Origin of the sequence: Paracoccus sp. Ld10 (assembly GCF_045064235.1) — a bacterium.
Classification (GTDB): domain Bacteria; phylum Pseudomonadota; class Alphaproteobacteria; order Rhodobacterales; family Rhodobacteraceae; genus Paracoccus.
Map to the genome: position 1 here is coordinate 208037 of NZ_JBISHD010000023.1, position 24556 is coordinate 232592.

25 protein-coding genes and 1 tRNA gene are annotated in these 24556 nt (G+C 66.4%); 11 read left to right on the forward strand and 15 right to left on the reverse strand.

Features of this window, described 5'->3' with window-relative positions:
* Positions 1–11: 11 nt before the first annotated feature.
* Genes denD through ltnD form a run of 6 tightly spaced genes read right to left on the reverse strand, consistent with a single transcriptional unit; the run spans position 12 to position 5282 of the window.
* Positions 12–941 (reverse strand): D-erythronate dehydrogenase, encoded by a 930-nt coding sequence (gene denD, locus ACJJVR_RS06330; RefSeq protein WP_405403110.1) that lies wholly within the window; start codon positions 939–941, stop codon positions 12–14.
* Positions 938–1720 carry a DeoR family transcriptional regulator gene (locus ACJJVR_RS06335; protein WP_405403112.1) on the reverse strand — a complete coding sequence of 261 codons (783 nt, stop codon included), beginning with the start codon at positions 1718–1720 and terminating at the stop codon, positions 938–940. Before ACJJVR_RS06335 ends, denD begins: the two co-directional genes overlap by 4 nt.
* On the reverse strand, positions 1717–2505 hold the full coding sequence (gene otnI, locus ACJJVR_RS06340; RefSeq protein WP_405403114.1) for a 2-oxo-tetronate isomerase: 789 nt from the start codon (positions 2503–2505) through the stop codon (positions 1717–1719). Before otnI ends, ACJJVR_RS06335 begins: the two co-directional genes overlap by 4 nt.
* 1 nt (position 2506) lies before the next feature.
* Positions 2507–3133 carry an aldolase gene (locus ACJJVR_RS06345; protein WP_405403116.1) on the reverse strand — a complete coding sequence of 209 codons (627 nt, stop codon included), beginning with the start codon at positions 3131–3133 and terminating at the stop codon, positions 2507–2509.
* Positions 3130–4377 carry a 3-oxo-tetronate kinase gene (gene otnK, locus ACJJVR_RS06350; RefSeq protein ID WP_405403118.1) on the reverse strand — a complete coding sequence of 416 codons (1248 nt, stop codon included), beginning with the start codon at positions 4375–4377 and terminating at the stop codon, positions 3130–3132. The genes ACJJVR_RS06345 and otnK overlap by 4 nt, the downstream gene beginning before the upstream one ends.
* On the reverse strand, positions 4374–5282 hold the full coding sequence (ltnD, locus tag ACJJVR_RS06355) for an L-threonate dehydrogenase (protein WP_405403119.1): 909 nt from the start codon (positions 5280–5282) through the stop codon (positions 4374–4376). The genes otnK and ltnD overlap by 4 nt, the downstream gene beginning before the upstream one ends.
* A 236-nt stretch (positions 5283–5518) precedes the next feature.
* On the opposite strand from ltnD, the gene ACJJVR_RS06360 reads away from it, so the two are divergent.
* Positions 5519–6559 (forward strand): NAD(P)-dependent alcohol dehydrogenase, encoded by a 1041-nt coding sequence (locus ACJJVR_RS06360; RefSeq protein WP_405403121.1) that lies wholly within the window; start codon positions 5519–5521, stop codon positions 6557–6559.
* Between the two features lie 877 nt (positions 6560–7436).
* On the opposite strand, the gene hydA is transcribed toward ACJJVR_RS06360, so the two are convergent.
* The 5 genes from hydA to ACJJVR_RS06385 are packed head-to-tail and all read right to left on the reverse strand — an operon-like array spanning position 7437 to position 12347.
* Complete coding sequence (hydA, locus tag ACJJVR_RS06365) at positions 7437–8840, reverse strand: dihydropyrimidinase (RefSeq protein WP_405403124.1); 1404 nt, start codon at positions 8838–8840, stop codon at positions 7437–7439.
* On the reverse strand, positions 8837–10078 hold the full coding sequence (locus tag ACJJVR_RS06370; RefSeq protein ID WP_405403127.1) for a cysteine desulfurase-like protein: 1242 nt from the start codon (positions 10076–10078) through the stop codon (positions 8837–8839). The genes hydA and ACJJVR_RS06370 overlap by 4 nt, the downstream gene beginning before the upstream one ends.
* 12 nt (positions 10079–10090) lie before the next feature.
* Positions 10091–10828, reverse strand: coding sequence for an amino acid ABC transporter ATP-binding protein (locus tag ACJJVR_RS06375; protein ID WP_405403130.1), 738 nt, complete (start codon positions 10826–10828; stop codon positions 10091–10093).
* A gap of 1 nt (position 10829) precedes the next feature.
* The gene (locus ACJJVR_RS06380; protein ID WP_405403133.1) at positions 10830–11501 is read right to left on the reverse strand and encodes an amino acid ABC transporter permease; all 672 of its coding nucleotides are present in this window, start codon (positions 11499–11501) and stop codon (positions 10830–10832) included.
* A gap of 45 nt (positions 11502–11546) precedes the next feature.
* Positions 11547–12347 carry a transporter substrate-binding domain-containing protein gene (locus ACJJVR_RS06385; protein ID WP_405403134.1) on the reverse strand — a complete coding sequence of 267 codons (801 nt, stop codon included), beginning with the start codon at positions 12345–12347 and terminating at the stop codon, positions 11547–11549.
* 144 nt (positions 12348–12491) lie between these two features.
* Here ACJJVR_RS06385 and ACJJVR_RS06390 point away from each other — a divergent pair, with 144 nt between their 5' ends.
* Both ACJJVR_RS06390 and ACJJVR_RS06395 read left to right on the forward strand, forming a co-directional pair.
* Complete coding sequence (locus ACJJVR_RS06390) at positions 12492–13175, forward strand: FadR/GntR family transcriptional regulator (RefSeq protein ID WP_405403136.1); 684 nt, start codon at positions 12492–12494, stop codon at positions 13173–13175.
* 78 nt (positions 13176–13253) lie between these two features.
* Positions 13254–13330: transfer RNA gene (locus tag ACJJVR_RS06395), tRNA-Met, on the forward strand.
* Positions 13331–13504: 174 nt separating this feature from the next.
* Here the strand turns inward: ACJJVR_RS06395 and ACJJVR_RS06400 are convergent.
* The 4 genes from ACJJVR_RS06400 to ACJJVR_RS06415 all read right to left on the reverse strand — a co-directional run bounded on the left by ACJJVR_RS06400 (position 13505) and on the right by ACJJVR_RS06415 (position 17252).
* Complete coding sequence (locus ACJJVR_RS06400) at positions 13505–14083, reverse strand: YceI family protein (RefSeq protein WP_405403137.1); 579 nt, start codon at positions 14081–14083, stop codon at positions 13505–13507.
* Positions 14084–14175: 92 nt separating this feature from the next.
* Positions 14176–15330: a cytochrome b/b6 domain-containing protein gene (locus tag ACJJVR_RS06405; RefSeq protein ID WP_405403138.1), complete on the reverse strand. Its 1155-nt coding sequence runs from the start codon at positions 15328–15330 to the stop codon at positions 14176–14178.
* Between the two features lie 88 nt (positions 15331–15418).
* Positions 15419–16519 (reverse strand): Gfo/Idh/MocA family protein, encoded by a 1101-nt coding sequence (locus ACJJVR_RS06410; protein ID WP_405403558.1) that lies wholly within the window; start codon positions 16517–16519, stop codon positions 15419–15421.
* Between the two features lie 16 nt (positions 16520–16535).
* Entirely contained in the window at positions 16536–17252 is a 717-nt protein-coding gene (locus ACJJVR_RS06415; RefSeq protein WP_405403139.1) for a GntR family transcriptional regulator, read from the reverse strand.
* Positions 17253–17344: 92 nt separating this feature from the next.
* Between ACJJVR_RS06415 and ACJJVR_RS06420 the strand changes: the two genes are divergently transcribed.
* The 8 genes from ACJJVR_RS06420 (at position 17345) to ACJJVR_RS06455 (ending at position 24456) form a co-directional block, all read left to right on the forward strand.
* The gene (locus ACJJVR_RS06420) at positions 17345–18499 is read left to right on the forward strand and encodes an LLM class flavin-dependent oxidoreductase (RefSeq protein WP_405403141.1); all 1155 of its coding nucleotides are present in this window, start codon (positions 17345–17347) and stop codon (positions 18497–18499) included.
* Position 18500: 1 nt separating this feature from the next.
* Positions 18501–19391 (forward strand): aldo/keto reductase family oxidoreductase, encoded by an 891-nt coding sequence (locus ACJJVR_RS06425; RefSeq protein WP_405403143.1) that lies wholly within the window; start codon positions 18501–18503, stop codon positions 19389–19391.
* On the forward strand, positions 19388–19894 hold the full coding sequence (locus ACJJVR_RS06430; protein ID WP_405403145.1) for a flavin reductase family protein: 507 nt from the start codon (positions 19388–19390) through the stop codon (positions 19892–19894). Before ACJJVR_RS06425 ends, ACJJVR_RS06430 begins: the two co-directional genes overlap by 4 nt.
* A 63-nt stretch (positions 19895–19957) precedes the next feature.
* The gene (locus tag ACJJVR_RS06435) at positions 19958–20551 is read left to right on the forward strand and encodes a TRAP transporter small permease (RefSeq protein WP_405403146.1); all 594 of its coding nucleotides are present in this window, start codon (positions 19958–19960) and stop codon (positions 20549–20551) included.
* Complete coding sequence (locus tag ACJJVR_RS06440; protein WP_405403148.1) at positions 20551–21840, forward strand: TRAP transporter large permease; 1290 nt, start codon at positions 20551–20553, stop codon at positions 21838–21840. The genes ACJJVR_RS06435 and ACJJVR_RS06440 overlap by 1 nt, the downstream gene beginning before the upstream one ends.
* 20 nt (positions 21841–21860) lie before the next feature.
* Positions 21861–22907, forward strand: coding sequence for a TRAP transporter substrate-binding protein DctP (dctP, locus tag ACJJVR_RS06445; RefSeq protein ID WP_405403150.1), 1047 nt, complete (start codon positions 21861–21863; stop codon positions 22905–22907).
* A 50-nt stretch (positions 22908–22957) separates the two neighbouring features.
* Positions 22958–23965 carry a YeiH family protein gene (locus ACJJVR_RS06450; RefSeq protein WP_405403152.1) on the forward strand — a complete coding sequence of 336 codons (1008 nt, stop codon included), beginning with the start codon at positions 22958–22960 and terminating at the stop codon, positions 23963–23965.
* Between the two features lie 59 nt (positions 23966–24024).
* Positions 24025–24456, forward strand: coding sequence for a MarR family winged helix-turn-helix transcriptional regulator (locus tag ACJJVR_RS06455; protein WP_405403154.1), 432 nt, complete (start codon positions 24025–24027; stop codon positions 24454–24456).
* Positions 24457–24556: the final 100 nt, after the last annotated feature.

The window sequence follows — 24556 nt, forward strand, 5'->3', positions numbered from 1 at the left end:
GTTGAAAATGGTCAGCGATCGGCCAGGAACTGGCGCAGGATCGCGTCGAAATCGGCATCTGCGCCAAAGCCCAGGGCACGTGCGCGGGTCACGTCAAAGGCGCCGGGCCAGCTGCAGACGATGTCCGCGATACGCGGATCGGGGGTCAGCGCCACACGGTCGCGGGCGTCCGCGCCCACCAGCCGTTCCAGGCTGTCCAGCATTTCGGCGGGTGTCGCGGTGATGCCGGGCATGTCCATGACGCGGTTGATGCCCAGATCGGCGGCCGGCACGCGGCCCGCGCGGACCAGGTTTTCCACCGCCACGCCGGGGGAACTGATCCACAGCCGCGTGTCCAGCGGCACCGGGCATTCCGACGCCTGCCCCGCCACCGGTTCCCGGATGATCCCCGACACAAAGCTGGAGGCGGCGGAGTTGGGCGCGCCGGGGCGCACGCAGATCGTGGGCAGGCGCACGGCCAGCCCGTCGACGAACCCCTTGCGGCTGTATTCGCCGACCAGCAGTTCCCCGATGGCCTTGCCGCAGCCATAGGAGGACTGGGGCATCAGGGCCATGGTCGGAGGCACCACCTGCGGCATGTCCCCGCCGAACACCGCCAGCGAACTGGTAAAGACAAGGCGCGGCGCGCGGTCCAGCTTGCGGCACGCCTCCAGCAGCAGGCGGGTGGCGTCGACGTTGATGTGCAGGCCGGTGTCGAAATCCTGTTCCGACTGACCCGACAGCACGGCGGCCAGGTGATAGACCGTGTCGGCCCCGCCCGACAGCGCCTGCGCCACCGCGTCAGGGTCGTCGATGGACCCCACCCGGCTTTCCACCCGCGCGTCCTCGACCGGGCAGGCCACCCGGTCCAGCGACACGATGCGGTCCGCGCCGCCCTGCAACAGGGCCGCGATCAGGCGCGCGCCCAGAAACCCGGCGCCGCCGGTCACCACGATGGTCATGTCGTCTCTCCGTTCAGATCGGGGGCCAGGATCACCTGGATGCCCATGTCGCGCAGGGCGTCCGCCGCCCCTACGTCGATGCCCGCATCGGTCACGACCGTGTCGAAGACCGAGATGGACAGGATGTTCATCGCCGCCACCGCGCCGTATTTCGTCGAATCGGACACCAGCACCGCACAGCGTGCGCGGTCCACAGCGACGCGTTTGACGGGCCCCTTGGCCTCGGAGGGCGAGCTCAGCCCCGCCACCGTCCAGGACGAGGTCGAGACGAAGGCGATGTCATAGTTGAACCGCGCCAGCGCCTCGGATGCGGGTCCGCCGACGCAGGACTGGTTGGCGCGTTCGACCAGCCCGCCGCTGTGATACAGCGTGCAGTCGGAATGCGTGGACAGCCAGGCGCAGATGACAAAGTCGTTCGTGACCACCGTCAGCCCGCGCCGCCCGGCGATCTGGCGCGCCAGTTCCAGCAGTGTCGTGCCCGCGTCCAGATAGATCACCATGCCGTCGTGGACCAGATCGGCGGCCGCCTGTCCCACCGCGCGCTTGGCGTCAGTGTTCATCTCGGCCTTTTGACGGTGCGGCAGCTCCTGCGCCAGACGGCGCGACAGGCGGACGCCGCCGGTGACCGATGTCACGCGGCCCGCATCCTCCAGCACCTGGATGTCGCGGCGCACGGTCATGTGCGACACGCCCAGACGGTCCACCATGTCGGCAATGCTGACGATGTCGCGTTCGGCCAGACAGGACAGGATGAACTGTTGGCGTTCGGCCGGGATCATGGCACCGCGCGCAGATAGGGCGCGGCCCAGCCCAGACCATCCTCGGTGCGGACGCGCGGGTTGTATTCGCAACCCAGATGCCCGTCGAACCCGGTCCGGTCAAAGGCCGCAAAGATGTCGCCGTAATTTAGTTCGCCCGTGTCGGGTTCGTGCCGGTCGGGGACGCCCGCGATCTGGACATGGCCATAGGCGCCCTTCAGGCGCTCGATCCGGCGGGTGATGTCGCCGTCCATGATCTGCGCGTGATAGACGTCGAACTGCAACAGCACGTTGCGGCGGTCCAGCCCCTGGATCAGGGCCAGCGTCGGGTCCTGGTTCGCGATAAAGTATCCCGGCACGTCGCGGGTGTTCAGCGGCTCGATGCTGATGAACAGGTCTGCTGCCGCAGCCATGTCGGCAGCCTCGCGCATGTTTTCGGTCCAGACCGCCTCACAGGCGGCGCGGTCGGGTTCATCGGCGGTGATCCCCGACATTACATGGATGCGCGGACAGCCCAGGCCCGTGGCATAGGTGATCGCCTGTTCGACGCTGGCGCGGAACTCGGCGCGCTTGGCCGGCCGTGCGGCAAAGCCGCGTTCGCCCGCCGCCCAATCGCCCGCGGGCGCATTGATCAGTGTCAGGCGCAGACCGTTGCGGTCCAGCCGGGTCTTCACCGTCTCGATGGCGTGGTCATAGGGGAACAGGAACTCGACCGCGTCGAACCCCGCCGCCCCGGCCCGGTCGAACCGGTCCAGAAATGGCGCGTCGGTGAACAGCATGGACAGGTTTGCGGCAATGCGTGTCATGTCAGTATCCTCCGCCCAGTTCGGCGATCTCGGCCTCGGTCATGTAGTGCAGTTTTTCGCCGCGCAGGATGAACTGCAGCTTGGCGGTCTCTTCCAGCTCTTCGGCATTGTTCACGGCATCGTCGATATCGCGGCCCAGAACCACGACCCCGTGTGACGCCATCAGGAACGCCTGTGCGGTGCTGCCCGCGGCGGCGGCGGCCAGGTCCAGCCCGATCTGCGGCGATCCGGGGCGAGAATAGGGGATGACCGGCATGTGCCCGATGCGCATGACGTAATAGGGGGTGAACGGTCGGATCGCGTTGTCGCGGGGCAGCCCCTCAAGGCAGGACAGCGCGGTCAGATAGGTCGAATGCAGATGCACGATCGCCCCAGCCTGCGGCCGCACATCGTACAATGCGCGATGGAACGCGAATTCCTTGGACGGTTTCGGCCCCGGCAGCGGTTCGCCATCCGCGCCGATCACCGACAGCGCATCGGCCGACAGGCGGCCCAGACTGCTGCCCGTGGGGGTCACGATGAAACCGCCATCGGGGTTACGGACCGAAACATTGCCCGCACCGCCCACGGAATAGCCGCGCTCGAACAGGCTGCGGCACAGCATCACCATGCGGTCGGCGGCGCTCATGCGGGGACCTGCTGGGCGTCGGTGAAAAATGTCTCGGCCCCGAAATTGCCGGATTTCAGCGCCAGTGACAGCGGCTTGTCCACCGCGCGGACCCATGGCACGCCGGGCGCGATCTGAGGGCCGATGGCGAAACCGGTGACCTGCAGGGCCTGCGTGACCGACCCCGACGTCTCTCCTCCGGCGACGATGAAGCGGGTGATGCCACCTGCGGCCAGCCGTTCGGCGGCGGCGGCAAAGGTACGCTCGACCGCGTCCGACGCGGTGGCGCCGTGCTGCGCCTGGATCTCGCGCAGGCGCGCGGGGTCGGCGGTCGCGGTGATCATCGGCGCGCGGTCCTGTGGCTGCGACAGCACCCATTCGGCCAGTTCGGCGCCATAGGCGTCGGCGTCCTCCAGACAGCGGTCGACCGCGACCTCCAGCGTCGGCGCCAGTGTGCGATAGGCCGCGACCTGCCGGTTCGTCATCACGGAACACGACCCCGAGATCACCACCGCCGGCCCCGCCAGCGGCGCGCCCGCATCCTGGGCCAGCGCATCGGCCCCGCCCGACACCGCACGTGCGATGCCGTATCCCAGCCCCGACCCGCCGGTCACCAGCGCCATGTCCGCCACGGCCTGACCCGACGTCGCCAGATGCGCATCGCTGATCGCATCCAGCACGACATACCGGACACCGTCCGCCCGCAGCGCGGCGATACGGGCGCGCACCGCGCGTGGCCCCTGATCGACCGTCGCGGCATCGACCAGGCCACAGCGGCCCTGCGCCTGACCCTCCATCAGTCGGATCAGGCTGCTGTCGCGCATGGGCGTGATCGGATGATCGCGCATGCCCGAATCCTGCAGCAGGTCCTGGCCCACGAACAGATGACCCAGATAGACCGACCGCCCGTTCACCGGCAGCGCCGGACAGATCACCGTGATGTCGGTTCCCATCGCCGCCATCAGTGCGTCCGTCACCGGGCCGATATTGCCGTCGGCCGTGGAATCAAAGGTCGAGCAATATTTCTGATAGACCTGCGCACAGCCCCGTGCCCGCAGCCAGTCCAGCGCCGCCAGACTGTCGGCCACCGCCTCTGACGCCGGGTTCGAGCGGCTTTTGAGCGAGATCACCACAGCATCGGCGTCGACCTGCGCATCCGCACCCGGCACGCCGATCATCTGCGTGGTGGTCAGCCCACCCGCGACCAGGAAACCGGCGATGTCGGTCGCCCCGGTGAAATCATCCGCGATGACGCCGATCTTCACGACTTGCCCTCGGGCAGGGTGATCCCGGAAAATGTCTTGACGACCGCGCTGTCATCCTCGTGTCCGTGGCCCATGTTCGAGGCCTGCTGGAACATCGCGAACGCGGTCGAGGCCAGCGGCAGCGGGAACCCCAGGGCGCGCCCGGTTTCCGTGACCAGCCCCAGATCCTTGACAAAGATGTCCACGGCAGATGTCGGTGTGTAATCGCCGTCGACCACGTGCTTCATGCGGTTTTCAAACATCCAGGAGTTTCCGGCCGCGTTGGTGACCACGTCGTACATCGTGTCCAGCGGGATGCCGGCGCGGGCGGCAAGGGCCATCGCCTCGGCGCCCACGGCGATGTGGACACCGGCCAGCAGCTGGTGGATGACCTTGACCGTCGCCCCCTGCCCGATTTCCGCGCCGATGCGATAGGTCTTGGTGGCCACTGCCTCCAGCACCGGGGCCAGCGCGTCAAAGGCTGCATCTGAACCCGATGCCATGACCGTCATCGCCCCCTGTGCGGCCTTGGCGGCCCCGCCCGATACCGGCGCGTCCAGCATCAGCACGCCACGCGCGGCCAGATCGGCGCCCAGCGCGCGCGCATCGTCGGCCGATTGGGTGCAACTGACCATGATTGCACCGCCGGGTGCGATGCGGTCGGCGACGCCCCCCTGACCCAGGATGACCTGGCGGGCCTGCGCCCCGTTCACGACCAGCACGATGACCGCGTGGAAATCGCCGGTCAGGCCCGCGATCCCGTCGGCCACGCCCTCGGCCCCTTGGGCGGCAAAGGCGTCGCGGCGACCCGCATCAAGGTCGATGCCGCTTGTGGCCAGCCCGGCACGCAGGCAGGACTGCGCCGCCCCCATGCCCATGGATCCAAGGCCTACGACGCAAACTCGATAGTCGGACGGGACGGACATCTGTGCTTCTCCCTGATCAGATTGGGGGCAATCAGTCACAGATGAACACGGATTGCAACATTTCACATCAATCGGTCACGATTTTTAACATCGGAGAAATTGATACACGGTTTTTTCGACGAGGCATGATGCGTTCGGCCTGATGCAGGCCCATTGCCCTCATCAAACACGTTTACACCGCCGCATGACCGGGGTTCTGTCGGGACACCAAAGGATCATCAGGGGGGAAAAACGACATGGCGACATCGCTGGTCTTGGAACGCAAAGGTCAACTGGCGCTGCGCGACATCGCGCTGAATCAGGACCTGTCACCAACCGATGTCCGCATCGCGGTCCACACTGTCGGCATCTGCGGGTCGGACGTCCATTTCTATACGCACGGCAAGATCGGCCCCTTTGTGGTCGAACAGCCGATGGTGCTGGGCCACGAGGCATCGGGCATCGTGGTCGAGGTCGGCACCCAGGTCACCCACCTCAGGCCCGGCGACCGGGTCTGCATGGAGCCGGGCATTCCGGACCCGACATCGCGCGCCTCCAAGCTGGGGATCTACAATGTCGATCCTGCGGTGCGGTTCTGGGCCACCCCGCCCGTTCACGGCTGTCTGACGCCCCATGTCGTCCATCCGGCGGACTATACCTATCTGCTGCCCGATCACGTGTCGTTGGCACAGGGCGCGATGGTGGAACCCTTTGCCATCGGCATGCAGGCCGCGATGCGCGCGCGCATCCAGCCGGGCGATATCGGGATGGTCACGGGCGCGGGACCGATCGGCATGATGACCGCGCTGGCGGCGCTGGCCGGGGGCTGCGCCAAGGTGCTGGTGGCCGATCTGGCCCAGCCCAAGCTGGACATCATCGCCGCCTATCCCGGCATCGAGACGGTCAACATCCGCACCACCCCCGCCGCCGAAGCGATCGCATCGGCCACCGGTGGATGGGGCGCGGATGTCGTTTTCGAATGTTCGGGCGCGGCCCCCGCGGTTCTGGGCCTGCCGGCGTTGGCGCGTCCGGGCGGCACGGTCGTGCTGGTGGGCATGCCGGTTGATCCCGTCCCGGTGGATATCGTCAGCCTGCAGGCCCGCGAATTGCGCATCGAGACGGTGTTCCGCTATGCCAACGTCTATGACCGCGCGATCTCGCTGATCGCGGCGGGCAAGGTGGACCTGTCACCGCTGATCTCGGCGACGATCCCGTTTGCAGACAGCATCGCCGCATTCGACCGCGCGGTCGAGGCGCGCGAGACCGACGTCAAGATTCAGATCCGCATGCCGGACTAAAACGCCGACCGCTGCCGCGCGTGCCATGACGGTCGCGTTGGCGCGCGCCTGCGGCGGTCAGCGCCGTGGCGATCCTGCCGAAAAGGCGCGGAGGGAAACGAATCTGCACCGCCCTGGCAGTCGTGCTGCCGCCGGATCCGCGCCCGCGACGGCACGACATGCCTGTGCGCGCCGCCGCGGGTGCGGGACGCCTGAAGCAACGGGCTGATGATCGCCTCTGGTCATTGCGGCATTCAGGAACGGACCGGGCAGGCGCAATCCCGGGTGTCTGCCAGCCGTACCACCCGGTGCGCGCCCTGTTTTCGCGACCATGCGCGGCATCGCTGTCGGCCCAACGGCCGACCACTGTCACCCGACAGGACGTGCCGATGGCGCTGAACGACGCGGGCCCTGCGGCCAATCCGAGGCCACGACCAATCACCTCACGACGCTGATCGGTCAGGTGTCATGCGAACCGCCGGTACCGGCACGGTGTGGTGTCCGATGCCGTCACCCCGGAGCCGATCAGGACGGGCGAACCCTTGGGCAACGTCACTGATGTCGCAACCCTTGCATGGCATCGCGCCATGCTGCGGTCGGGCCCTGTGATGTTCGTGGTCAGGCATCCTGTCCAACCAAGGCATCGCGGCGGCATGCCGCGTGATCCGGCACGCACAGGCCCGACCATCGCCAGTGGCTGCGCCCGGAGTCTGGCGCGCCATGACCCGTGTCGGGCGGTCGACCGGCCGCATGCCGACAGGTCCTGGTCCGGGGCCGCACCGGCCGACAGGGCAAAGGCGCGCAAATGCTGCGGATACGCGGTCAGGGACGCAGGCGTTCTGGTGGCCGCCCACCGTCATGATCAACGACAGAATGGCATTGCCGCAACCATCGCGGTCTAGGCGAATGCCTCGCTGGTGCCGCGCGACAGGTGCCCTCCAGTGGGACCGCCCACCGGAACGCCGTCCTGCGCGATGGTCTGGCCGCGCAGCAGGGTCCGGACCGGCCAGCCGGTGATCTCCAGCCCCTCATAGGGGGTATAATCGCAGCCGTGGTTCAGGTCGGCCTGCCGGATGGGCCGGGTCAGGGCCGGGTCCCACAGCGCCAGGTCGGCATCGGCACCAATGGCGATGCTGCCCTTTTGCGGGTACAGGCCATACAGCCGCGCCGGGTTGGTCGATGTCAGTGCCACGAAACGTTGCAGGCTGATGCGACCCTTGGAAACGCCTTCGGAAAACAGGATCGGCAGGCGGGTTTCGACCCCCGGGATGCCGTTCGGCACGTATTTGAACGACGTTCGGGCGCGGGGCGTGTCCTTGCCGGTGCCGTCGATGCGGAACGGGCAATGGTCGGACGAAAAGATGTCGAACGTCCCGTCCCGCAGCCCCTGCCAGATCGCCGCCTGGCTGTCCGCATCGCGCGGCGGCGGGGAACAGACGTATTTCGCACCGTCGAAATCCATGTTCAGCCCGCGCAGGTCGTCGGCGGTCAGGGCGATGTATTGGGGGCAGGTTTCCGCGTGAACCTTCAGGCCGCGGGCGCGCGCCCACTGGATCTGTTCCATCGGGTCGCGGCCCGACACGTGGACGATCACCACCGGCACATCGATCAATTGGGCATGGCTGATGGCGCGGTGCGTGGCCTCGCGTTCGGCGATCTGGGCGTGGGCCTGACCGTGGTAATACGGCGCGGTGCGACCCTCGGCCTCCAGCCGGCGGGTCAGGTGGCGGATGGCGTCATGGCCTTCGGCATGGACCATGACCAGCGCGCGTTCGCGGCGCGCGACCTCGAACACGTCCAGGATCTGCGCATCGTTCAGCACCAGGTCGTCATAGGTCATGAAGACCTTGAACGACGTGTACCCATCGCGCACCAGCGCCGGCAGCTCCTGCCCCAGGACCTGGGGCGTCGGGTCGCTGACGATCAGGTGGAACGACACGTCGGTGTGACAGTTGCCCTGCGCCTTGCGGTGATAGTCCTCGACGCAGGCGCGCAGGGACTGGCCCCTGATCTGCAGCGCAAAGGGCAGCACCGTCGTGTTGCCGCCCGCCGCCGCCGATCGGGTGCCGCTGGCGAACCCGTCCGCCATGGTCGTGCCGTCCGATGTCGGCTGGTCCAGATGCACATGCGCGTCGATCCCGCCGGGCAGGACCAACAGGCCGGTGGCGTCGATCCGATCAGTGCCGGTCAGCCCCTGCCCGATCTGGGCTATGCGCCCGTCGCGGATGCCGATATCGGCGGCATAGCTGTCGGCGGCGGTGACGACCGTGCCGCCCGCGATGACCAGGTCCAGCCCGCTCATGCGACGATCCGCGACATGATCTGGGCCAACGCGCCGGTCAGGCGGTCCACCTGTTCCAGCGTGTTGTAATGCACCATCGATACGCGCAGCACGCCGCCATCGCGGTCCTCTCCCAGATGTTCGACCAGGCGGCGGGAATGGAAATCGCCGAACCGCATGGCGATGCCGTGATCGTCCATGGCCCGCGCCACGGTGCCGGAATCGACGCCGTCGAACTTGAATGCGATGGTGGGCACGCGGGTGCTGTCGCGGTTCACCTGCCCGCCGATGATGCGACAGTCGTTGCGCGCCGACAGCCATGCCAGCAGGCGGTCGGTCAGCGCATCCTCCTGCGCGGTGATCAGATCGAAGGCCGCGATAAGCAGGGCGCGGTCGTCGCCCACGGCACCATGATGGCGGGCCAGACCGGTCAGATAGGCCAGGATGCCGTCGGTGGCAAAGGCGGCCTCATAGCTGGGGTTGCCGGGTTCCAGCTTGGCCGGGACTTTGTCCTTGCCATAGAAATAATGGTACAGCCCGTCCAACTCGGCCAGCAGGTCGTGTTTGCCGTACATCACCGCGCCATGCGGGCCATAGGCCTTGTACAGGCTGAAGGCATAGTAATCGACATCCCAGGCCCGCACGTCGATCAGCCGGTGCGGCGCATAGGCGACCGCATCGACGCAGATCTGCGCGCCATTGTCATGCACGAACCGCGCGAAATCGGCGATGGGATGCACTTGCCCCAGGATGTTGGACACATGCGTGACGCAGACCAGCCGGGTGCGGTCGGTCATCAGCGGTTCAAGGTCCGCCAGTTGCAGGTCCATCGTATCCGCGTTCAGCGGCCAGACCTTGAGGGTGACGCCGAACTCCTCCAGCCGGGTCCAGGGGCCGATGTTGCTCTCATGGTCCGCCATGGTGACGATCACCTCGTCACCGGGGGCGAACTGGCGGCGCATGGCCTGCATCAGGTTGCCCATCAGCACCGTGGTGGACGGGCCGAACACGATCTCTTCGGGGCGGGCAGCGTTCATCAGGGTGGCGGCCGCCCGCCGCCCCGCCATCAACGCATCAGCCGCGGCCAGCGAGACCGCATAGCTGCCGCCGGTCTGGACGTTCCTGTGGGTCAGGAACTCGACCATGCGGTCCAGCGCGGGCTGTGCGATCTGTGCGCCGCCCGCATTGTCAAAGAGCACCCAGTCCTGCGTCAGGCCGGGGAATTGAGACTGCACATAGGCCATGTCCAGCTGTGTCATCGGGGTCGTCCTTCAGTGATTCAGCACAGCGCCCAGAAAATTGCGCGTGCGTGGTTCTTGGGGGTCGGACAGCACCTGCGCGGGCGGTCCCTGTTCGACGATCTGGCCCGCATCCATGAAGATGACGCGATCGGCCACCTGCGACGCGAACCCCATTTCGTGGGTGACGACGATCATGGTGACACCGGTCCGGGCCAGATCGCGCATGACGTCCAGCACCTCGCCCACCATTTCCGGGTCCAGCGCGCTGGTCGGTTCGTCGAACAGCATCACCTGCGGCTCCATCGCAAGCGCCCGGGCGATGGCCACGCGCTGCTGCTGGCCGCCGGACAGATGCTGGGGGTACTTGTCGGCTTGGGTGCCGATACCGACGCGGGCCAGCAGGCGGTCGGCCTGGGCCGCGGCATCCGCACGGGACGTGCCCCGCACGCGGCGGGGTGCCAGCATGACGTTCTCGCGCACGGTCAGATGCGGGAACAGGTTGAAGGACTGAAACACCATGCCAACCTCGGCGCGCACGCGGGCCAGCGCGCGGCCGGTGGTGACGGGGGTGCCGTCCACGCGGATCTCGCTGGCCGGGTCGAAACCCTCAAGGCGGTTGATGCAGCGGATCAGGGTCGATTTTCCCGACCCCGACGGGCCGATGATGCACACCACCTCGCCGCGGGCGACGTCCAGGTCGATGCCGCGCAACGCCTCGAAGGTGCCATAGGATTTCCGCAGGTTGCGGATGCTGACGAAACCGGTCATCTCAGCGCCCCCGTGCCGCAAAGCGGCGTTCCATGCGTGATACCAGCGCGACCAGCGGCCACAGGAACGCGATATAAATTACCGCCGCCACGATCAGCGGCGTGGGGTTCGCGGCCAGCGCCTGCGCCTGTGTCGCCTGTTTCAGCAGGTCGGGCATGGCGACGACGGATGCCAGCGCGGTGTCCTTGACGACGTTGATCGAATTGTTCGTCAGCGGCGGAATGACGATCCGCACCGCCTGCGGCAGGATCACGTCGGCCATCGTCTGGCGGCCGTTCAGGCCCAGGGCGGCGGATGCCTCGAACTGGCCCTTGGGGATCGCCTCGATGCCCGCGCGAAAGATCTCGGCCGTGTAGGCGCCCGACACCAGCGTCAGCGCGCTCATCGCGGACAGGAACGGCGACAGGCGCAGGCCCAGAAAGGGCAGCGCGTAATAGACGATGATCAGCAGCACCAGCAGCGGGATCGACCGAAAGATGTCGATATACAGCCGCGTCACGAACCGCAACGGCCCGGGCCCGTACAGCCGCGCCATCGCCAGCGCCAGACCCAGCACCAGCCCCGCAACGATGCTGGCCGCCCCCAGTTGCAGCGTGATCCACAGACCCTGCATCAGCATGGGAAAGGTGCGCCGCATCACCTCGGCGTTCAGAAAGGTGTCGAAAATATCCATGTGCATCCTTTCGGGTCCGGGACGGCCCGGACCCGGGGTCGCGGGTCAGTCCAGCGACGGCATCGGCCGGACGGTTGCGGTCGACGACCCTGCATCGGGGGCGACGCCGAACCACTTTTCGTGCAGGTCGGCCACCACGCCCTCGGCCTTCAGCGCGTCCAGCACGGTGTTGACCTCGGTCGCCAGTTCGGCGTCCTTGGCGAACATCATCGAATACTGCTCTCCGGTGGGGATGCGCTCGACGACGACCATCTGCCGCTTGTCCTTGACGTAATACTGCAGCGCCGGGATGTCCGACACGTAGCCGTCGATCCGCCCCGCCTGCAGGTCCAGCATCGCGGGTGCCAGCCCCTCATAGCGGCGGATGTCGGAAAACCCGTATTCCGCCTGATTTTCGGTGGCCCACATGTCGCCGGTCGATCCGGTGTCGACGCCGACGACCTTGCCCTCCATCTCTGCCAGCGACTTCGGCCCCTCGGCCAGCGCGGTCAGCGATTGGTCGCTGTCGTAATAGGGCTGGGCAAAGGTCACCGATTCCAGGCGTTCGTCGGTGATGGTGATCGAACTGGTCGCGATGTCGATCCGCCCGGACTGCACGGCAGAGAACAGCCCGTTGAAGGGAATGTTCACCGTCTCGACCTCGGCGCCCATGCGGTCGGCCACGGCGGCGACCAGGTCGATCTCGAAACCCACGAACTCGCCGGCATCGTCCTGAAACTCCCACGGGACGTTGCCGATGTTGGCGCCGACCGTCAGCGTATCCTGTGCCACAGCAGCACAGGCCGAACCGGCAAGCAGCGCCAGTGCAACAGCCGTGCCGCGCATCTTTTTTCCGTGCATGATCATCTCCCCGTCTTTATGATTCTGGATTGACCGGCCTAACCGGTCTGACCAGTATCAAGCCACGGGTCGATCCGGTTTGCAATGGCCGTGGTTCCTGTGCAGATGGATGCCGGATCAGGTGCCAACAGAAAGGGCAATGCGCGGGTGATGTGGGACAAAGCGCCAGTGACGCAGACGATCGCGCGTCGCCTGCAGGAAATGATCCGGTCGGGCGAACTCAGCGCGGGGCAAAAGCTGCCGTCGCAGCGGGTGCTGTCGGAACAGCTGAACGTGTCGCGCCCGTCGCTGCGCGAGGCGCTGTTGACGCTGGAGACGTTGGGCCTGGTCCAGACCCTGCCCGCGCGGGGGACGTTCGTGATGGACCCGGCCACGCGTCCCGCGCAAACGATCTGGCGCTATGACGACGCCCACGACCTGCGCGAGGTGTTCCAGACCCGCCTGCTGATCGAGGGGGAACTGGCCCGTCTGGCCGCCACCGCCATCACCCCCGACGCGCTGGCCGGTCTGCATTCCGCCGCCGCGCAGTTCGAACAGGCCTGGGCGCAGGGTGACCTGGTCGCGCATGTCGATGCGGATCTGGCCCTGCATCAGGGCATTGCGCAGGCCTGTCCGAACAGGATGCTGGCCACGCTGTACAGCACGGTCAGCCAACTGCTGACCGAAACACAGCGCCAGCCCATCCCGAATACCGACCCCGATCGCATGGCCCAATCCATCGCCGAACACCGCGCCATCCTGACCGCGCTGGACCGCCGGGACGCCGATGCGGCGCAAGAGCAGATGCGCGACCACATCCGCAACACCGCACGTTGCGCCGGCCTGCAGATCTAGCGCGGCGGCTCTGTGTGCGGTTTCTGGAAAATCGCGCTTGACGACTCTGCGTCAGTCCCCTAAATCGCCGCTACTCGTGGCGGAGTAGCTCAGTTGGTTAGAGCAGCGGAATCATAATCCGCGTGTCGGGGGTTCGAGTCCCTCTTCCGCTACCAGTCATTCCCCTTCAGGTAAAAAAACCGACCACCGGAACTCTGATACGGTTTCTGGTCCGTCGCCGCATGCGAACGCCCGGTACAGGGGTTTTGTCATCGGTCGGTCAAAGCGGCGCCATGACCAAAGGGCCCGCAACGACGTCGCGGGCCCCTGTTGTCACGCCAGAACGGTCATCACTCTGCCGGCATCGCCTCGACAGAGATGCGGACCTGAACCTCGTCGGACACAGCCGGGGCAAACATGCCGGCGTTGAAATCGCTGCGCAGCAGAGTGGTGGTCGCGTCAAAGCCCAGCCACGGCTTGTTCTCCATCGGGTGGGTGCCCTGCTGGTTCAGCGTGGTGTCCAGCACGACCTCCTTGGTGACGCGGTTCAGGGTCAGGTCGCCGGTGATCATGGCGGTGGTGTCGCCCGTGACCTCGATCCCGGTCGAGACAAAGGTCACCTCGGGGGCAGCACCCTCGGCGCCCAGGAAATCAGGCGACTGAAAATGCTGGTCGCGCTGTGCGAAACCGGTCATCATCGACGCGACCGGGAACGTCGCCTCGACCGAGGATGCGGCCGGATCCTCGGGGTCGAACATTATCGTGCCGGTGATGTCGCTGAACATGCCCGTCGTGGTCGAAAAACCAAGATGGCTATAGTCGAACACGATCTGGCTGTGCGAGGTTTCCAGGCTGTAGGCCTGCGGTTCGGCCAGCGCGGCACCGGCGACAAGGGCAAAGGCGGCGGTCAGGGCGGTCGTTTTCAGCATCGGACTCTCCGTTTGTTATCGGGCCAGCATCCTTGCAACGGGCCCTTGGGGCAACTGGCGATGCGCGAACAGGGCCTGTCCGCCCATGCACATCACCGTGTGGCGGTCAGCGTGACGGTCAGGTCGACCTGGAATCCTACCGTGCTTTCATCGGCATATCCGGCCCCCACCTGCCAGTCGCGGCGGTCTATCACGGCCTGGCCCTGCATCTGCGCGACGCCGTCCGTGATGGTCAGGTCAAACGGCAGCGTGACGGGCATCTGCTGGTCGCGCAATTTCAACGGGCCCTCGGCGACATAGCCCTCGCCATCGGGGCGGATGGTGCCCTCAAAGACGGCGGTGGGGTGGGTCGCGACGTCGAAAAAGTCGGCCCCCTTGGCCTGATCGGTGACGGTGCCGATGGTCACGCTGTCCATGTTGATGGTCACGGTGACCTGCCCCGTGCCCGCATCGGGGTCAAACGCGATCGCCGCCGTCCAGTCGGCAAAGCTGCCGGTCACCGTCGATCCCATCTGGCGCACGGCAAAGCCCAGCTGGCCGTCGGTGACTTGCCATTCGGATGCCGCCTGCTCCAGCGGGGCCGCTGTCGCCACCTCGCGGGGGGCGGTGGCCAGCGCATAGGCCGCCCCCGCACCGAACACCGCCGCCGCGATCACCGCCGGCAGCGCATGGCGCGTGGCGATACCACGGCCTGCGGGCACGCCCCGCGTCATGCGGCCCAGCACGCCGTCGCGGTCGATCAGCGCGTGTTTCACCGCGCCTGCCACATGCAGAACCACCGACCCGATCAGCAGGAACGCAAAGACATGGTGTATCTGGGCCATGATAATCGCCAGCGCGGGGGATTTCGGCACCAGCGGCAGCCCCTGCCCCAAGGGCCACAGGATCGGCGCGAAACCATCGGTCGCGGCATGTTCGATCCAGCCCGTCACCGGTACCAGCACCATCGACCCGTACAGCGTCCAGTGCACCGCCTCGGCCAGCAGGGTCTCCAGCCGGCGTTCTGGGTGGACGGGCGCCGGACGGGTCTGGGTCAGCGCCCATCCGATGCGCACCAGCGCGACGGTCAGCGCCGCAAGGCCAAGGGATTTGTGAACCGAGAACACCTGCACCTTGAGCGTCATCTGGTCCAGCGGGATGCGTTCGGCCCACAGGCCCAGCCCGATGTTGGACAGGATGATCAGGGCGGTCAGCCAGTGCAGGCTGCGGGCGACGCTACCATAGCCGGTCTCGGTGTTCTGGCGCATGGGAGTCCTTTGATGCGGATTTCCCCCCTGATAGCGCATTTCGCGGATGTGCGGCACTGCATTGGCCGCACATCGGCTGTGCGGAGCATTACAGTTCGACGACGCGCCGTTCGATCATCGCGGTCTGTGCTGCCAATCCCATGCGCACCGCCCAGATGCCGTCCTGAACGCTGACGTCGGGCTGGGCACGCTGGCCGCGCACCAGTTCCAGGAAACGCCGATGCTGATAGAAGGTCGAACCGTTGTGGTCGCCCGCATCCAGCAGCGTCGGGTCGACGGGAATCACATGAACCTGCGGGCCACTGGGTTCGCGCGGCGACACGACCACCTGCGCCACCGGCGGATCGCCCAGATGCGCGGGCCAGAAACGGGTGGGACCGGGCACAAAGGCCTCGATCTTGCCGCGGGGACCGACGGCGCTGATCTCTTCCTGCCAGCGGGACCCTTCGGCGAACATGCACAGTTCCAGCATGGCGCGGGTGCCATCGGCGAAATCGACCGCGACATAGCCGTGGTCAAAGATGTCGGGCGTCTGGCCGTCATGCGTCTCGTCCAGGTGGTTCAGGGCCTGACCGCCGGTGGCCATGACGCGGACCGGGTCCGACCCCAGGGCCAACCGCATCAGGTCAAAGAAGTGACAGCACTTTTCCACGAACGTCCCACCGCTGTAGCGGTTGAAGCGGTTCCAGTTTCCGACCTTGGACAGGAACGGATAGCGGTGTTCGCGGATGGTCAGCATGCGGATGCCGCCGGTCGCATCCTGGGCCATCTCCAGCAGCCGGGCGACGGGGGGCATATAGCGGTATTCCATCGCGACCCAGACGGGCGCCGCGTGGCGTTCCGCCAGCGCCGCCACCGCCGCCGCGTCCGCGGCCTGTGTGAACAGCGGCTTTTCAACCAGCACCGGCAGGGGCCTGTGTGCGGCCACGGCCTGCAGCTGTTCGACATGGCGATGGTTCGGGCTGGCGATCAGCAGGCAGTCGAGTCCCGGATGGGCCAGCAGTTCGGCCACGCTGTCGACCATGCGCGCGCCGGGGGCCAGCGCGGCGGCACGCGCGCGCATCTCGGCGTCGGGTTCGAATATGGCACCGATGGCGGTTCCGGGCAGCAGGGCGATGTTGCGCAGGTGTTCCTGGCCCATCATCCCGCAACCGATCACGCCATAGGTGATCAGGCGGCTGTCTTGCATGGTCATGTCATCTCCCTCAGACGAGGCGCTGGACGTACAGCGCGCGGTCGCTGTCGTACCAAGTGCGCGAAAATTCGACCGCATCCCGGGTCTGTGCCCAGGACAGGCGTTGGATAAAGGCGGTGGTGCTGCCGGGGCGGGGCGCAAATTCGGGCGTCGCCCAATCGGGCACGGTGCCCAGGCCGACGCGATCTTCGGCCCGGGTGATCCACAGTTTCAGCGCCCGCTTGTAGGTCAGGTACAGAGAATCCTGGACCATGTCGGCGGGGACGGCGCCCACGCCGCCATCCAGCCAGATCTCCTCGACCGCGATGGGGGTGTCGTCCAGAAACCGCAGCCGCCGGAACCGCGTGCCGTGATCAGAGGTGCCATAACGGGGCTGGTCCGCATCCTTGGGATGCCAGCCGACAGACAACAGCCGCGCGCGCGGCAGCCCGCCGCCGCCCTGCGCATGTTCCAGCCGGAACATCGAATAGACGGCCCGCGTCGGTTCACCCGCACGGATATAGTTGCCCGACCCCTGCCGGCGGTCCAGCAGGCCCTGGGCCTCCAGTTCGGCCAGGGCCTTGCGCAGGGTGCGCACGGTCGTGGCATGCGCCTCGGCCATCTGGCGTTCGGGCGGCAGCTTCTGACCATCGATCAGACGACCCGCGGCGATGTCGCGAATCATCATCTCGGTGATCTGCAGGTGGATCGGCAATGCGTCCGACCGATGTTCCCCTGCCCCTGCCACGACTGTCTCCCCGGTAAAATTGATGCACCATTGATTTACATGATGGACGGCGCTATGCAATCAGAAATCTGACGCCGCCCCCGGAGGAAACCATGTCCGTCGTCCCCGTCACATCATCCGATCTGGACGCCGTCGAGGTCGCCTGGTTCTCGGCCCTCTGTTCCGACGATTATCGCCATCTGGGCGTTCCCGACGGGTCGTTGCGGTCGTCCTGGGCGCATTGCAGCGACATCGTCAAAACGGCGGAACAGCAGGGATTCGGCAACATCCTGTGCCCGTCCAGCTATCAGGTCGGACAGGACACGCTGTCATTCGTCGCGGGCTGCGCGCCGATCACCGACCGCATCAACATGCTGGCCGCCGTCCGCTGCGGAGAGATGCAGCCGATCATGCTGGCCCGCACCATCGCCACGCTGGACCACATGCTGGAGGGGCGCCTGACGGTCAACATCATCAGCAGCGATTTCCCTGGCCAAAAGGAACCCAGCCCCTTTCGCTATCAGCGCAGTCGCGAGGTGGTCGAGATCCTGAAACAGGCCTGGACCCTGGACGAGATCAACTATGAGGGCCAGGTCTATCAGTTCAGCGGCCTGACCACGGACCCGGTGCAGCCCTATCAGACCGGCGGCCCGATGCTGTATTTCGGGGGCTATTCCCCCGACGCGCTGGACCTGTGCGGCCAGCACTGCGACGTCTATCTGATGTGGCCTGAAAAGACCGAGGATATCGCCGACCGCATGAAGGCTGCCCATGCTGCGGCGGAAAAATATGGCCGCACGTTGGACTACGGTTTTCGCGCCCATGTGATCGTCCGCGACACCGAGGCAGAGGCCCGCGAATATGCCCGCGATCTGGTCAGTCAGCTGGATGACGATCAGGGCCGGCTGATCCGCGAACGCGCGCTGGACGCGGGTTCGCTCGGCGTCAGCCGGCAGGCGCGCAACCGCGAACTGGCCGACCTGGAGGGGTATATCGAGCCCAACCTGTGGACCGGCGTCGGCCGGGCGCGGTCGGGCTGTGGTGCGGCTATCGTCGGATCGACCGACCAGGTCCTGACCAAGCTGGAGGAACTGCGCCGCATGGGCGTCCGGTCCTTTGTCCTGTCGGGCTATCCCCACAAGGAAGAGGCCTGCCATTTCGGCAGCCGCGTCCTGCCGCAGATGAACACCTGCCAATTGAACCGTGTCTGGGGCCGCGTGCCCGACACCACCCCACCAACGCCCCTGGGCACCGGCGAAAGGCGCTGAGATGAACCGTGTGACGCTGACCGACGACCTGACCCTGTCCCGCCTGGTCTATGGAATGTGGCGAATCGGCGACGATGCCGATACCAGCCCCGCCCATGTCCAGGCCAAGATCGAGGCATGCCTGGATCAGGGCATCACCACGATGGATCAGGCCGACATCTATGGCGCCTATACCGCCGAGGCCATCATGGGTGCCGCCCTGCGCACAGCCCCCGGCCTGCGCGACCGGATAGAGATCGTCACGAAATGCGACATCATCGCGCCGATCGGCAAATACAGCGATGCGGCCTGCAAGCATTACGACACTTCGGGCGACCATATCCGCGCATCGGTCGACAATTCGCTGCGCGACATGGGCACGGACCGGATCGATCTGCTGCTGGTCCACCGTCCCGACCCGCTGATGGACGCCGACGACACGGGCGCGGCGCTGGACGCGCTGGTCGCGGCGGGCAAGGTTCGCGCCGTGGGCGTGTCGAATTTCCGTCCCTGGGACGTGGACCTGCTGCAGGGATCGATGCAGACCAAGCTGGTGACCAACCAGATCGAGGTCTCGCTGGCGGCGATCCAGCCGTTCACCAACGGCGATCTGGCGTTCCATCAGCGTCGCCGCGACCCGGTGATGGCCTGGTCGCCCCTGGGCGGCGGCAGCCTGATGACCGGCCACGGGGCCGTGGCCGCCGAACTGGACGCGCTGGCGGCGGAATTCGACGTTGACCGCGCGGCGGTGGCGGTGGCGTTCCTGCTGCGCCATCCGGCGACCATCATGCCCGTCATGGGCACCAATTCACTTGCGCGGATCGCCCGGATCGCCGATGCCGACAAGGTCCGGCTGGACCGCGTGCAGTGGTTCCGCCTTTACCAAGCAGCCCTTGGGCAAGAGGTGCCATGACGCGACCGATCCCGCACAGTTTCGTGCCCGATCCGCAGAACGGGCGGATGCTGCGCGACGCCTTTGGCCGCTTTGCGACCGGCGTCACCGTGGTCACCGCCGCCAGCGATGATGGCTGTGCGGCGATGACGGCCAACAGCTTTTCGTCCATCTCTATGGACCCCCCGTTGGTGATGTGGTCGCCCGCACTGGCTAGCTCTCGCTTTCCGGTCTTTGCGCAGGCGCGCCACTTCGCCATCCACGTGCTGGCCGCCGATCAGGGCGACCTGGCCTGGACCGTCGCGCGCAACCGCAACGCGCTGGATCAGGCGGGACTGTCGACCAATGCGCATGGCGTGCCGGTGCTGGACAGCTGTCTGGCGCGGTTCGACTGCGACCTGTTCGCCATGCACGAGGCGGGCGACCACATGATCATCGTCGGGCGCGTGCTGCACGCCCAGATCACAGAAGGCGATCCGCTTGCCTTTTTCGGCGGCCAGACCGCGGGCATCGCCAAAGGATAAAAGCGGCGCCGGGCAGGAGGAAGCCCGGCGCCGTCACGAACAAAGGGGGAGGAGACACCCAACATGCGCCTGTTGACGGGCATTGTCCGGCCATTGGCCCGGATCAACGAATACCTGCTGCGTGCGGGTCGGGCGGTGGGCATCGTGGCCATCGGCCTGATGGTCGTGGTGACCATCGTCCAGGTCGTGGCCCGTTATGGGTTCAACAGCGCGCTGGCCTGGCCCGACGAGGCCGCGCGGTTCTGCATGCTGTGGATGACCGGGCTGATGGCCCCGACCGCGTTCCGGCGCGGCGGCTTTGTCGCCATCGATTTCCTGCCCGGTATGCTGTCGGCCACCCTTGCGCGCCTGCTGAACCTGATTCTGCTGGTCGTGTCGCTGGCGGTGCTGGTCATGGCCGTGCAGATCGGCTGGCGCGAGGTGACGGGCCTTGGCGGACGCTTTGCCAGCGCATCGCTGTTCCTGCCCATGTCGCTGGATTTCAGCGATTGGTACCGGGTGCCGCGGTCGTGGATGATGGCGTCGATCCCGGTCGGGCTGATGCTGCTGATTTCCGTGAATGTCGAATTGATCCTGCGCATTCTGGCGCAGTTGGGCGGCGCCCGCGACCTGCCCCCGATCGAGGGGCTGGATGCGGGCCTGCGAGGGGCCGAGTGATGCTGATCCTGTTTTTGCCACTGTTTCTGACCTTCCTGCTGATCGGACTGCCGGTGTTCTTCGGGATGCTGGCCGCGCCGGGCATCCTGCTGATGCTGAACGGCCAGGAACGCGACCTGACGCTGCTGTACCGCAACCTGTACAACGGGATGGACAGCTTTCCGCTGATGGCGATCCCGTTCTTCATGCTGGCGGGCGAACTGATGAACCGGGGTGGCATCACGCTGCGGCTGGTGGAATTCGCCCAGGCCCTGATGGGCCATTTCCGCGGCGGGCTGGCGCATGTGAACATCCTGTCGTCGATGCTGTTCGCGGGCCTGTCCGGTTCGGCCGTGGCCGACACCTCGGCGTTGGGTTCGATGCTGATCCCGGCGATGGAAAAGCAGGGCTATACCCGCAAATTCGCCGCCGCGATCACCGCGGCCAGTTCGGTCATCGGGCCGATCATCCCGCCGTCGGGCATCATGATCATCTATGCCTATGTCATGGGCGAAAGCGTCGCGGCACTGTTTCTGGCGGGCATCGTGCCCGGCATCCTGGTCGGCGGCGGCCTGATGCTGATGGTCAAGGTGATGGCCGACAAATACGACTTTCCCATCGCCTCGCCGCGCCAGAGCTGGGGCCAGCGCGGACAGGCCAGCCTCAAGGCGTTCTTTCCGCTGATGACCCCGGTGATCATTCTGGGCGGCATTTTGGGCGGCGTCTTCACGCCGACCGAGGCCGCCGCCGTCGCCGCCGTCTATGCGCTGGTCATCAGCCTGTTCGTGCTGCGCACCATGCGGATATCGGAACTGCCCGACGTGCTGGGCCGCGCGGCGCTGACCTCGGCGGTGGTTCTGCTGCTGGTAGGGGCAGCGATGTCGTTCAAGACGGTCATCTCACTGTCGCAGACGCCGCAGATGATGGCCGACTGGATCCTGACGCTGACCGCCAATCCGTTGGTCCTGCTGTTGCTGATCAACCTGTTCCTGTTCGTCGTGGGCATGTTCCTGGACGCGGGTCCCGCGATCATCATCCTGGCGCCGATCCTGGGGCCGGTGTTCACCGGCATGGGCGTCGACAGTGTGCATTTCGCAATCATCATGTGCGTCAACCTGACGGTGGGGCTGGCGACGCCGCCCATGGGGCTGGTGCTGTTCGTGGCCTCTGCGGTATCGGGTGAAAAGGTCATGACCATCGCCCGCGCCATCCTGCCGTTTCTGCTGGTCGAAGTGCTGGTGATCATGTTGATTACCTTTGTCCCGGCCATTTCCATGACCATTCCGCGTCTGACCGGATTTGCGAACTAAGACCACCAAGGGAGGATACCATGCTGAAATCTGCACTGACCCTGGCCGCCGCGCTGGCGCTGGCCACCCCCGCCATGGCCCAGGAATACACCCTGCGCGCCGTGGCCAACTCCAACGAGAACGACGAGGATTTCGACGGCCTGCAGGTCTTCAAGTCCCATGTCGAGGCGGCGTCCAACGGCGCCATCGCGGTCGAGATCTTCATGGGCACGCAGCTGTGCTCCAACGGTGCGGAATGCCTGCAGGGCGTGGCCGACGGATCGATCGACGTCTACATCTCGACCTCGGACGGGGCGGCGGGCCTGTTCCCCTATCTGCAGGTGCTGGACCTGCCTTATATCATGGCCGACGACCGGGTGGCCGAGCGTGTCTTGACCGGCGATTTCACGCGCCAGCTGCGGGACATGACGCTGGAGGATTCGGGCGGCATGCTGCGGCTGATGACCATCGGCAATACCGGCGGATGGCGCAACTTTGCCAACACCGAACGCCGCATCCAGACGCCCGCCGACCTGTCGGGCCTGAAGATGCGCACCGTGGTGGCCGACCTGCCGCAGGAGCTGGTCCGCGCGCTGGACGCGTCGCCCACGCCGATCCCGTGGGCTGAACTGTTCACGTCGCTGCAGACCAACGTGGTCGAGGGCACCGCGAACGGCATCACCGACATCATGTCGATGCGCTTTCCCGAGGCGGGGCTGCAATACCTGACGCTGGACGGGCACGCCTATATGGGCGCGATGTGGTGGATGTCGAACGAGCGTTTCATGGAAATGCCCGAAGACATGCGCGCCATCGTCGTCGACGGCTTTGCCCAGCTGCAGCAGGCGACGTTCGCCTCGCCCAAGCGCAAGTCCATCGCCGCCTATGAGGACTTCCGCGCCGGTGGCGGCGAGGTCTATGTGCCCACCGCCGAGGAAAAGGCCGCCTTCACCGAAGCCGCGGCCCCGGTCTATGACTGGTTCACCGGCAGCATCGACGGCGGCGACGAGATCCTGGCCAGCTTCCGCGAGGCCGTGGCCGAGGCCGAAACCTCGCTGGCCGAAGAACGCGCCCGCGACATCCAGTAACCCTGGCGCGGGGGCCGTCACCGCGGCCCCCCACCCCTTTCGGGACGACCATGACCCTTTCCCCTCCCCTCCTTGCCGCGCGCGCCCGCACGCTGGCACCCGGCCTGATGCTGGCCGTCACCGTCGCCATGGCCGCACAGTTCCTGTCAGGCCATTACGGTGTGCCCGTCATGCTGATGGCGATCCTGCTGGGCATGCCGCTGCATTTCCTGACCGAGGATGATCGCGCCGGTCCGGGCATCGACTTTGCCGCCCGCACGTTGCTGCGCGCGGGGGTCGCGCTGTTGGGCCTGCGCGTGTCGCTGGACATGGTGACGGCAATCGGCTGGCCCTTTGTCACGCTGGTTGCGGCATCGGTGGCGACGGTGATCCTGGGATCGGTCGCACTGGCCCGCCGGGTCGGTCAGGACCGGGCCTTTGGCCTGTTGACGGGGGGCTCGGTGGCCATCTGCGGCGCATCGGCTGCGATGGCCATCGCCTCGGTCCTGCCGGGCCGCGCCAGCACGGAACGCGACCTGTCGTTTACCGTCATCACCGTCACCGCAATGTCGACCGTCGCCATGATCGTCTATCCGATGCTGGCCGCAGGGCTGGGGCTGGATCAGCATCAGACAGGTCTGTTTCTGGGCGCCACGATCCATGACGTGGCGCAGGTCGTGGGCGCGGGCTATTCCGTGTCCGAGGATACGGGCGACATCGCCACCGTGGTCAAGCTGATCCGCGTGACGCTGCTGGCGCCTGTGGTGCTGATCGCCGCGCTTGTCCTGCGCCGGTCGAACCCCGCGGGGGCCACGCGCCCGCCGCTGTTGCCGGGATTTGTGCTGGCGTTCCTTGTGCTGGCGGCGATCAATTCGGCGCATCTGGTGCCAGCGCCGGTCACCGATGTCGCATCGACCTTGTCGCGGGCGCTGCTGGTGGCGGCGGTGGCCGCGGTCGGCATGAAGACAGCACTGGCAAAGCTGGCCGATGTCGGACCGACCGCCATCGCGATGCTGCTGGTGCAGACAGCGACACTGGCCGCGCTGATCGCGGTGCCGATGATTCTGGGGCTGGTCTGACGAACGGTTGCCCCCACCCCCGGATTGGGGTCATCTGATCGCGTATCGACGGGGATCCGATGACCTTTCACCTGGACCAGTTCCTGCCCTACCGTCTGGCCGTCGCGGCCCAACTGGTAAGCCGCCGTTTTGCCCGCCTCTATGCCGCAGAGGCTGGGCTGACGATTCCCGAATGGCGCGTACTGGCGCATCTGAATCATTCGGGGATCGTCAGCGTCCGGGACATCCATGCCCGCGTCAATCTGGACAAATCCGTGGTCAGCCGTGCCGCGACGCGACTGGAACAGGCGGGGCTGGTCTGCAAATCCGATCACGCCGGTGATCAGCGTCTGATCGCGCTTCAGTTGACGCCACAGGGACGCGAGCTGATGGCGCGACTAGAGGATCTGGCGCAAGGGTTTCAGGACCAGCTTTTGGCCGAACTGGGCCCCGACGCGACGTCGTTACTGGCCGCGTTGGACCGCCTGACCCAAGACGCGCAAACCCCATGATCCATCAGGCAATGCGAACCACTTCTTCACGACCTGTCGCCGGTGCTTTCGCGCCTTTAAGACGAACGGTCACGCGACGCGGCATTGGCTCGTCTGCATT

What these genes read in the sequence shown, in the direction of transcription:
- denD (WP_405403110.1), bottom strand. Translation starts at nt 941, where the DNA reads ATGACCATCGTGGTGACCGGCGGCGCCGGGTTTCTGGGCGCGCGCCTG.
- ACJJVR_RS06335 (WP_405403112.1), bottom strand. Translation starts at nt 1,720, where the DNA reads ATGATCCCGGCCGAACGCCAACAGTTCATCCTGTCCTGTCTGGCCGAA.
- otnI (WP_405403114.1), bottom strand. Translation starts at nt 2,505, where the DNA reads ATGACACGCATTGCCGCAAACCTGTCCATGCTGTTCACCGACGCGCCA.
- ACJJVR_RS06345 (WP_405403116.1), bottom strand. Translation starts at nt 3,133, where the DNA reads ATGAGCGCCGCCGACCGCATGGTGATGCTGTGCCGCAGCCTGTTCGAG.
- ltnD (WP_405403119.1), bottom strand. Translation starts at nt 5,282, where the DNA reads ATGTCCGTCCCGTCCGACTATCGAGTTTGCGTCGTAGGCCTTGGATCC.
- ACJJVR_RS06360 (WP_405403121.1), top strand. Translation starts at nt 5,519, where the DNA reads ATGGCGACATCGCTGGTCTTGGAACGCAAAGGTCAACTGGCGCTGCGC.
- hydA (WP_405403124.1), bottom strand. Translation starts at nt 8,840, where the DNA reads ATGAGCGGGCTGGACCTGGTCATCGCGGGCGGCACGGTCGTCACCGCC.
- ACJJVR_RS06370 (WP_405403127.1), bottom strand. Translation starts at nt 10,078, where the DNA reads ATGACACAGCTGGACATGGCCTATGTGCAGTCTCAATTCCCCGGCCTG.
- ACJJVR_RS06375 (WP_405403130.1), bottom strand. Translation starts at nt 10,828, where the DNA reads ATGACCGGTTTCGTCAGCATCCGCAACCTGCGGAAATCCTATGGCACC.
- ACJJVR_RS06380 (WP_405403133.1), bottom strand. Translation starts at nt 11,501, where the DNA reads ATGGATATTTTCGACACCTTTCTGAACGCCGAGGTGATGCGGCGCACC.
- ACJJVR_RS06385 (WP_405403134.1), bottom strand. Translation starts at nt 12,347, where the DNA reads ATGATCATGCACGGAAAAAAGATGCGCGGCACGGCTGTTGCACTGGCG.
- ACJJVR_RS06390 (WP_405403136.1), top strand. Translation starts at nt 12,492, where the DNA reads ATGTGGGACAAAGCGCCAGTGACGCAGACGATCGCGCGTCGCCTGCAG.
- ACJJVR_RS06400 (WP_405403137.1), bottom strand. Translation starts at nt 14,083, where the DNA reads ATGCTGAAAACGACCGCCCTGACCGCCGCCTTTGCCCTTGTCGCCGGT.
- ACJJVR_RS06405 (WP_405403138.1), bottom strand. Translation starts at nt 15,330, where the DNA reads ATGCGCCAGAACACCGAGACCGGCTATGGTAGCGTCGCCCGCAGCCTG.
- ACJJVR_RS06410 (WP_405403558.1), bottom strand. Translation starts at nt 16,519, where the DNA reads ATGCAAGACAGCCGCCTGATCACCTATGGCGTGATCGGTTGCGGGATG.
- ACJJVR_RS06420 (WP_405403141.1), top strand. Translation starts at nt 17,345, where the DNA reads ATGTCCGTCGTCCCCGTCACATCATCCGATCTGGACGCCGTCGAGGTC.
- ACJJVR_RS06425 (WP_405403143.1), top strand. Translation starts at nt 18,501, where the DNA reads ATGAACCGTGTGACGCTGACCGACGACCTGACCCTGTCCCGCCTGGTC.
- ACJJVR_RS06430 (WP_405403145.1), top strand. Translation starts at nt 19,388, where the DNA reads ATGACGCGACCGATCCCGCACAGTTTCGTGCCCGATCCGCAGAACGGG.
- ACJJVR_RS06435 (WP_405403146.1), top strand. Translation starts at nt 19,958, where the DNA reads ATGCGCCTGTTGACGGGCATTGTCCGGCCATTGGCCCGGATCAACGAA.
- ACJJVR_RS06440 (WP_405403148.1), top strand. Translation starts at nt 20,551, where the DNA reads ATGCTGATCCTGTTTTTGCCACTGTTTCTGACCTTCCTGCTGATCGGA.
- dctP (WP_405403150.1), top strand. Translation starts at nt 21,861, where the DNA reads ATGCTGAAATCTGCACTGACCCTGGCCGCCGCGCTGGCGCTGGCCACC.
- ACJJVR_RS06450 (WP_405403152.1), top strand. Translation starts at nt 22,958, where the DNA reads ATGACCCTTTCCCCTCCCCTCCTTGCCGCGCGCGCCCGCACGCTGGCA.
- ACJJVR_RS06455 (WP_405403154.1), top strand. Translation starts at nt 24,025, where the DNA reads ATGACCTTTCACCTGGACCAGTTCCTGCCCTACCGTCTGGCCGTCGCG.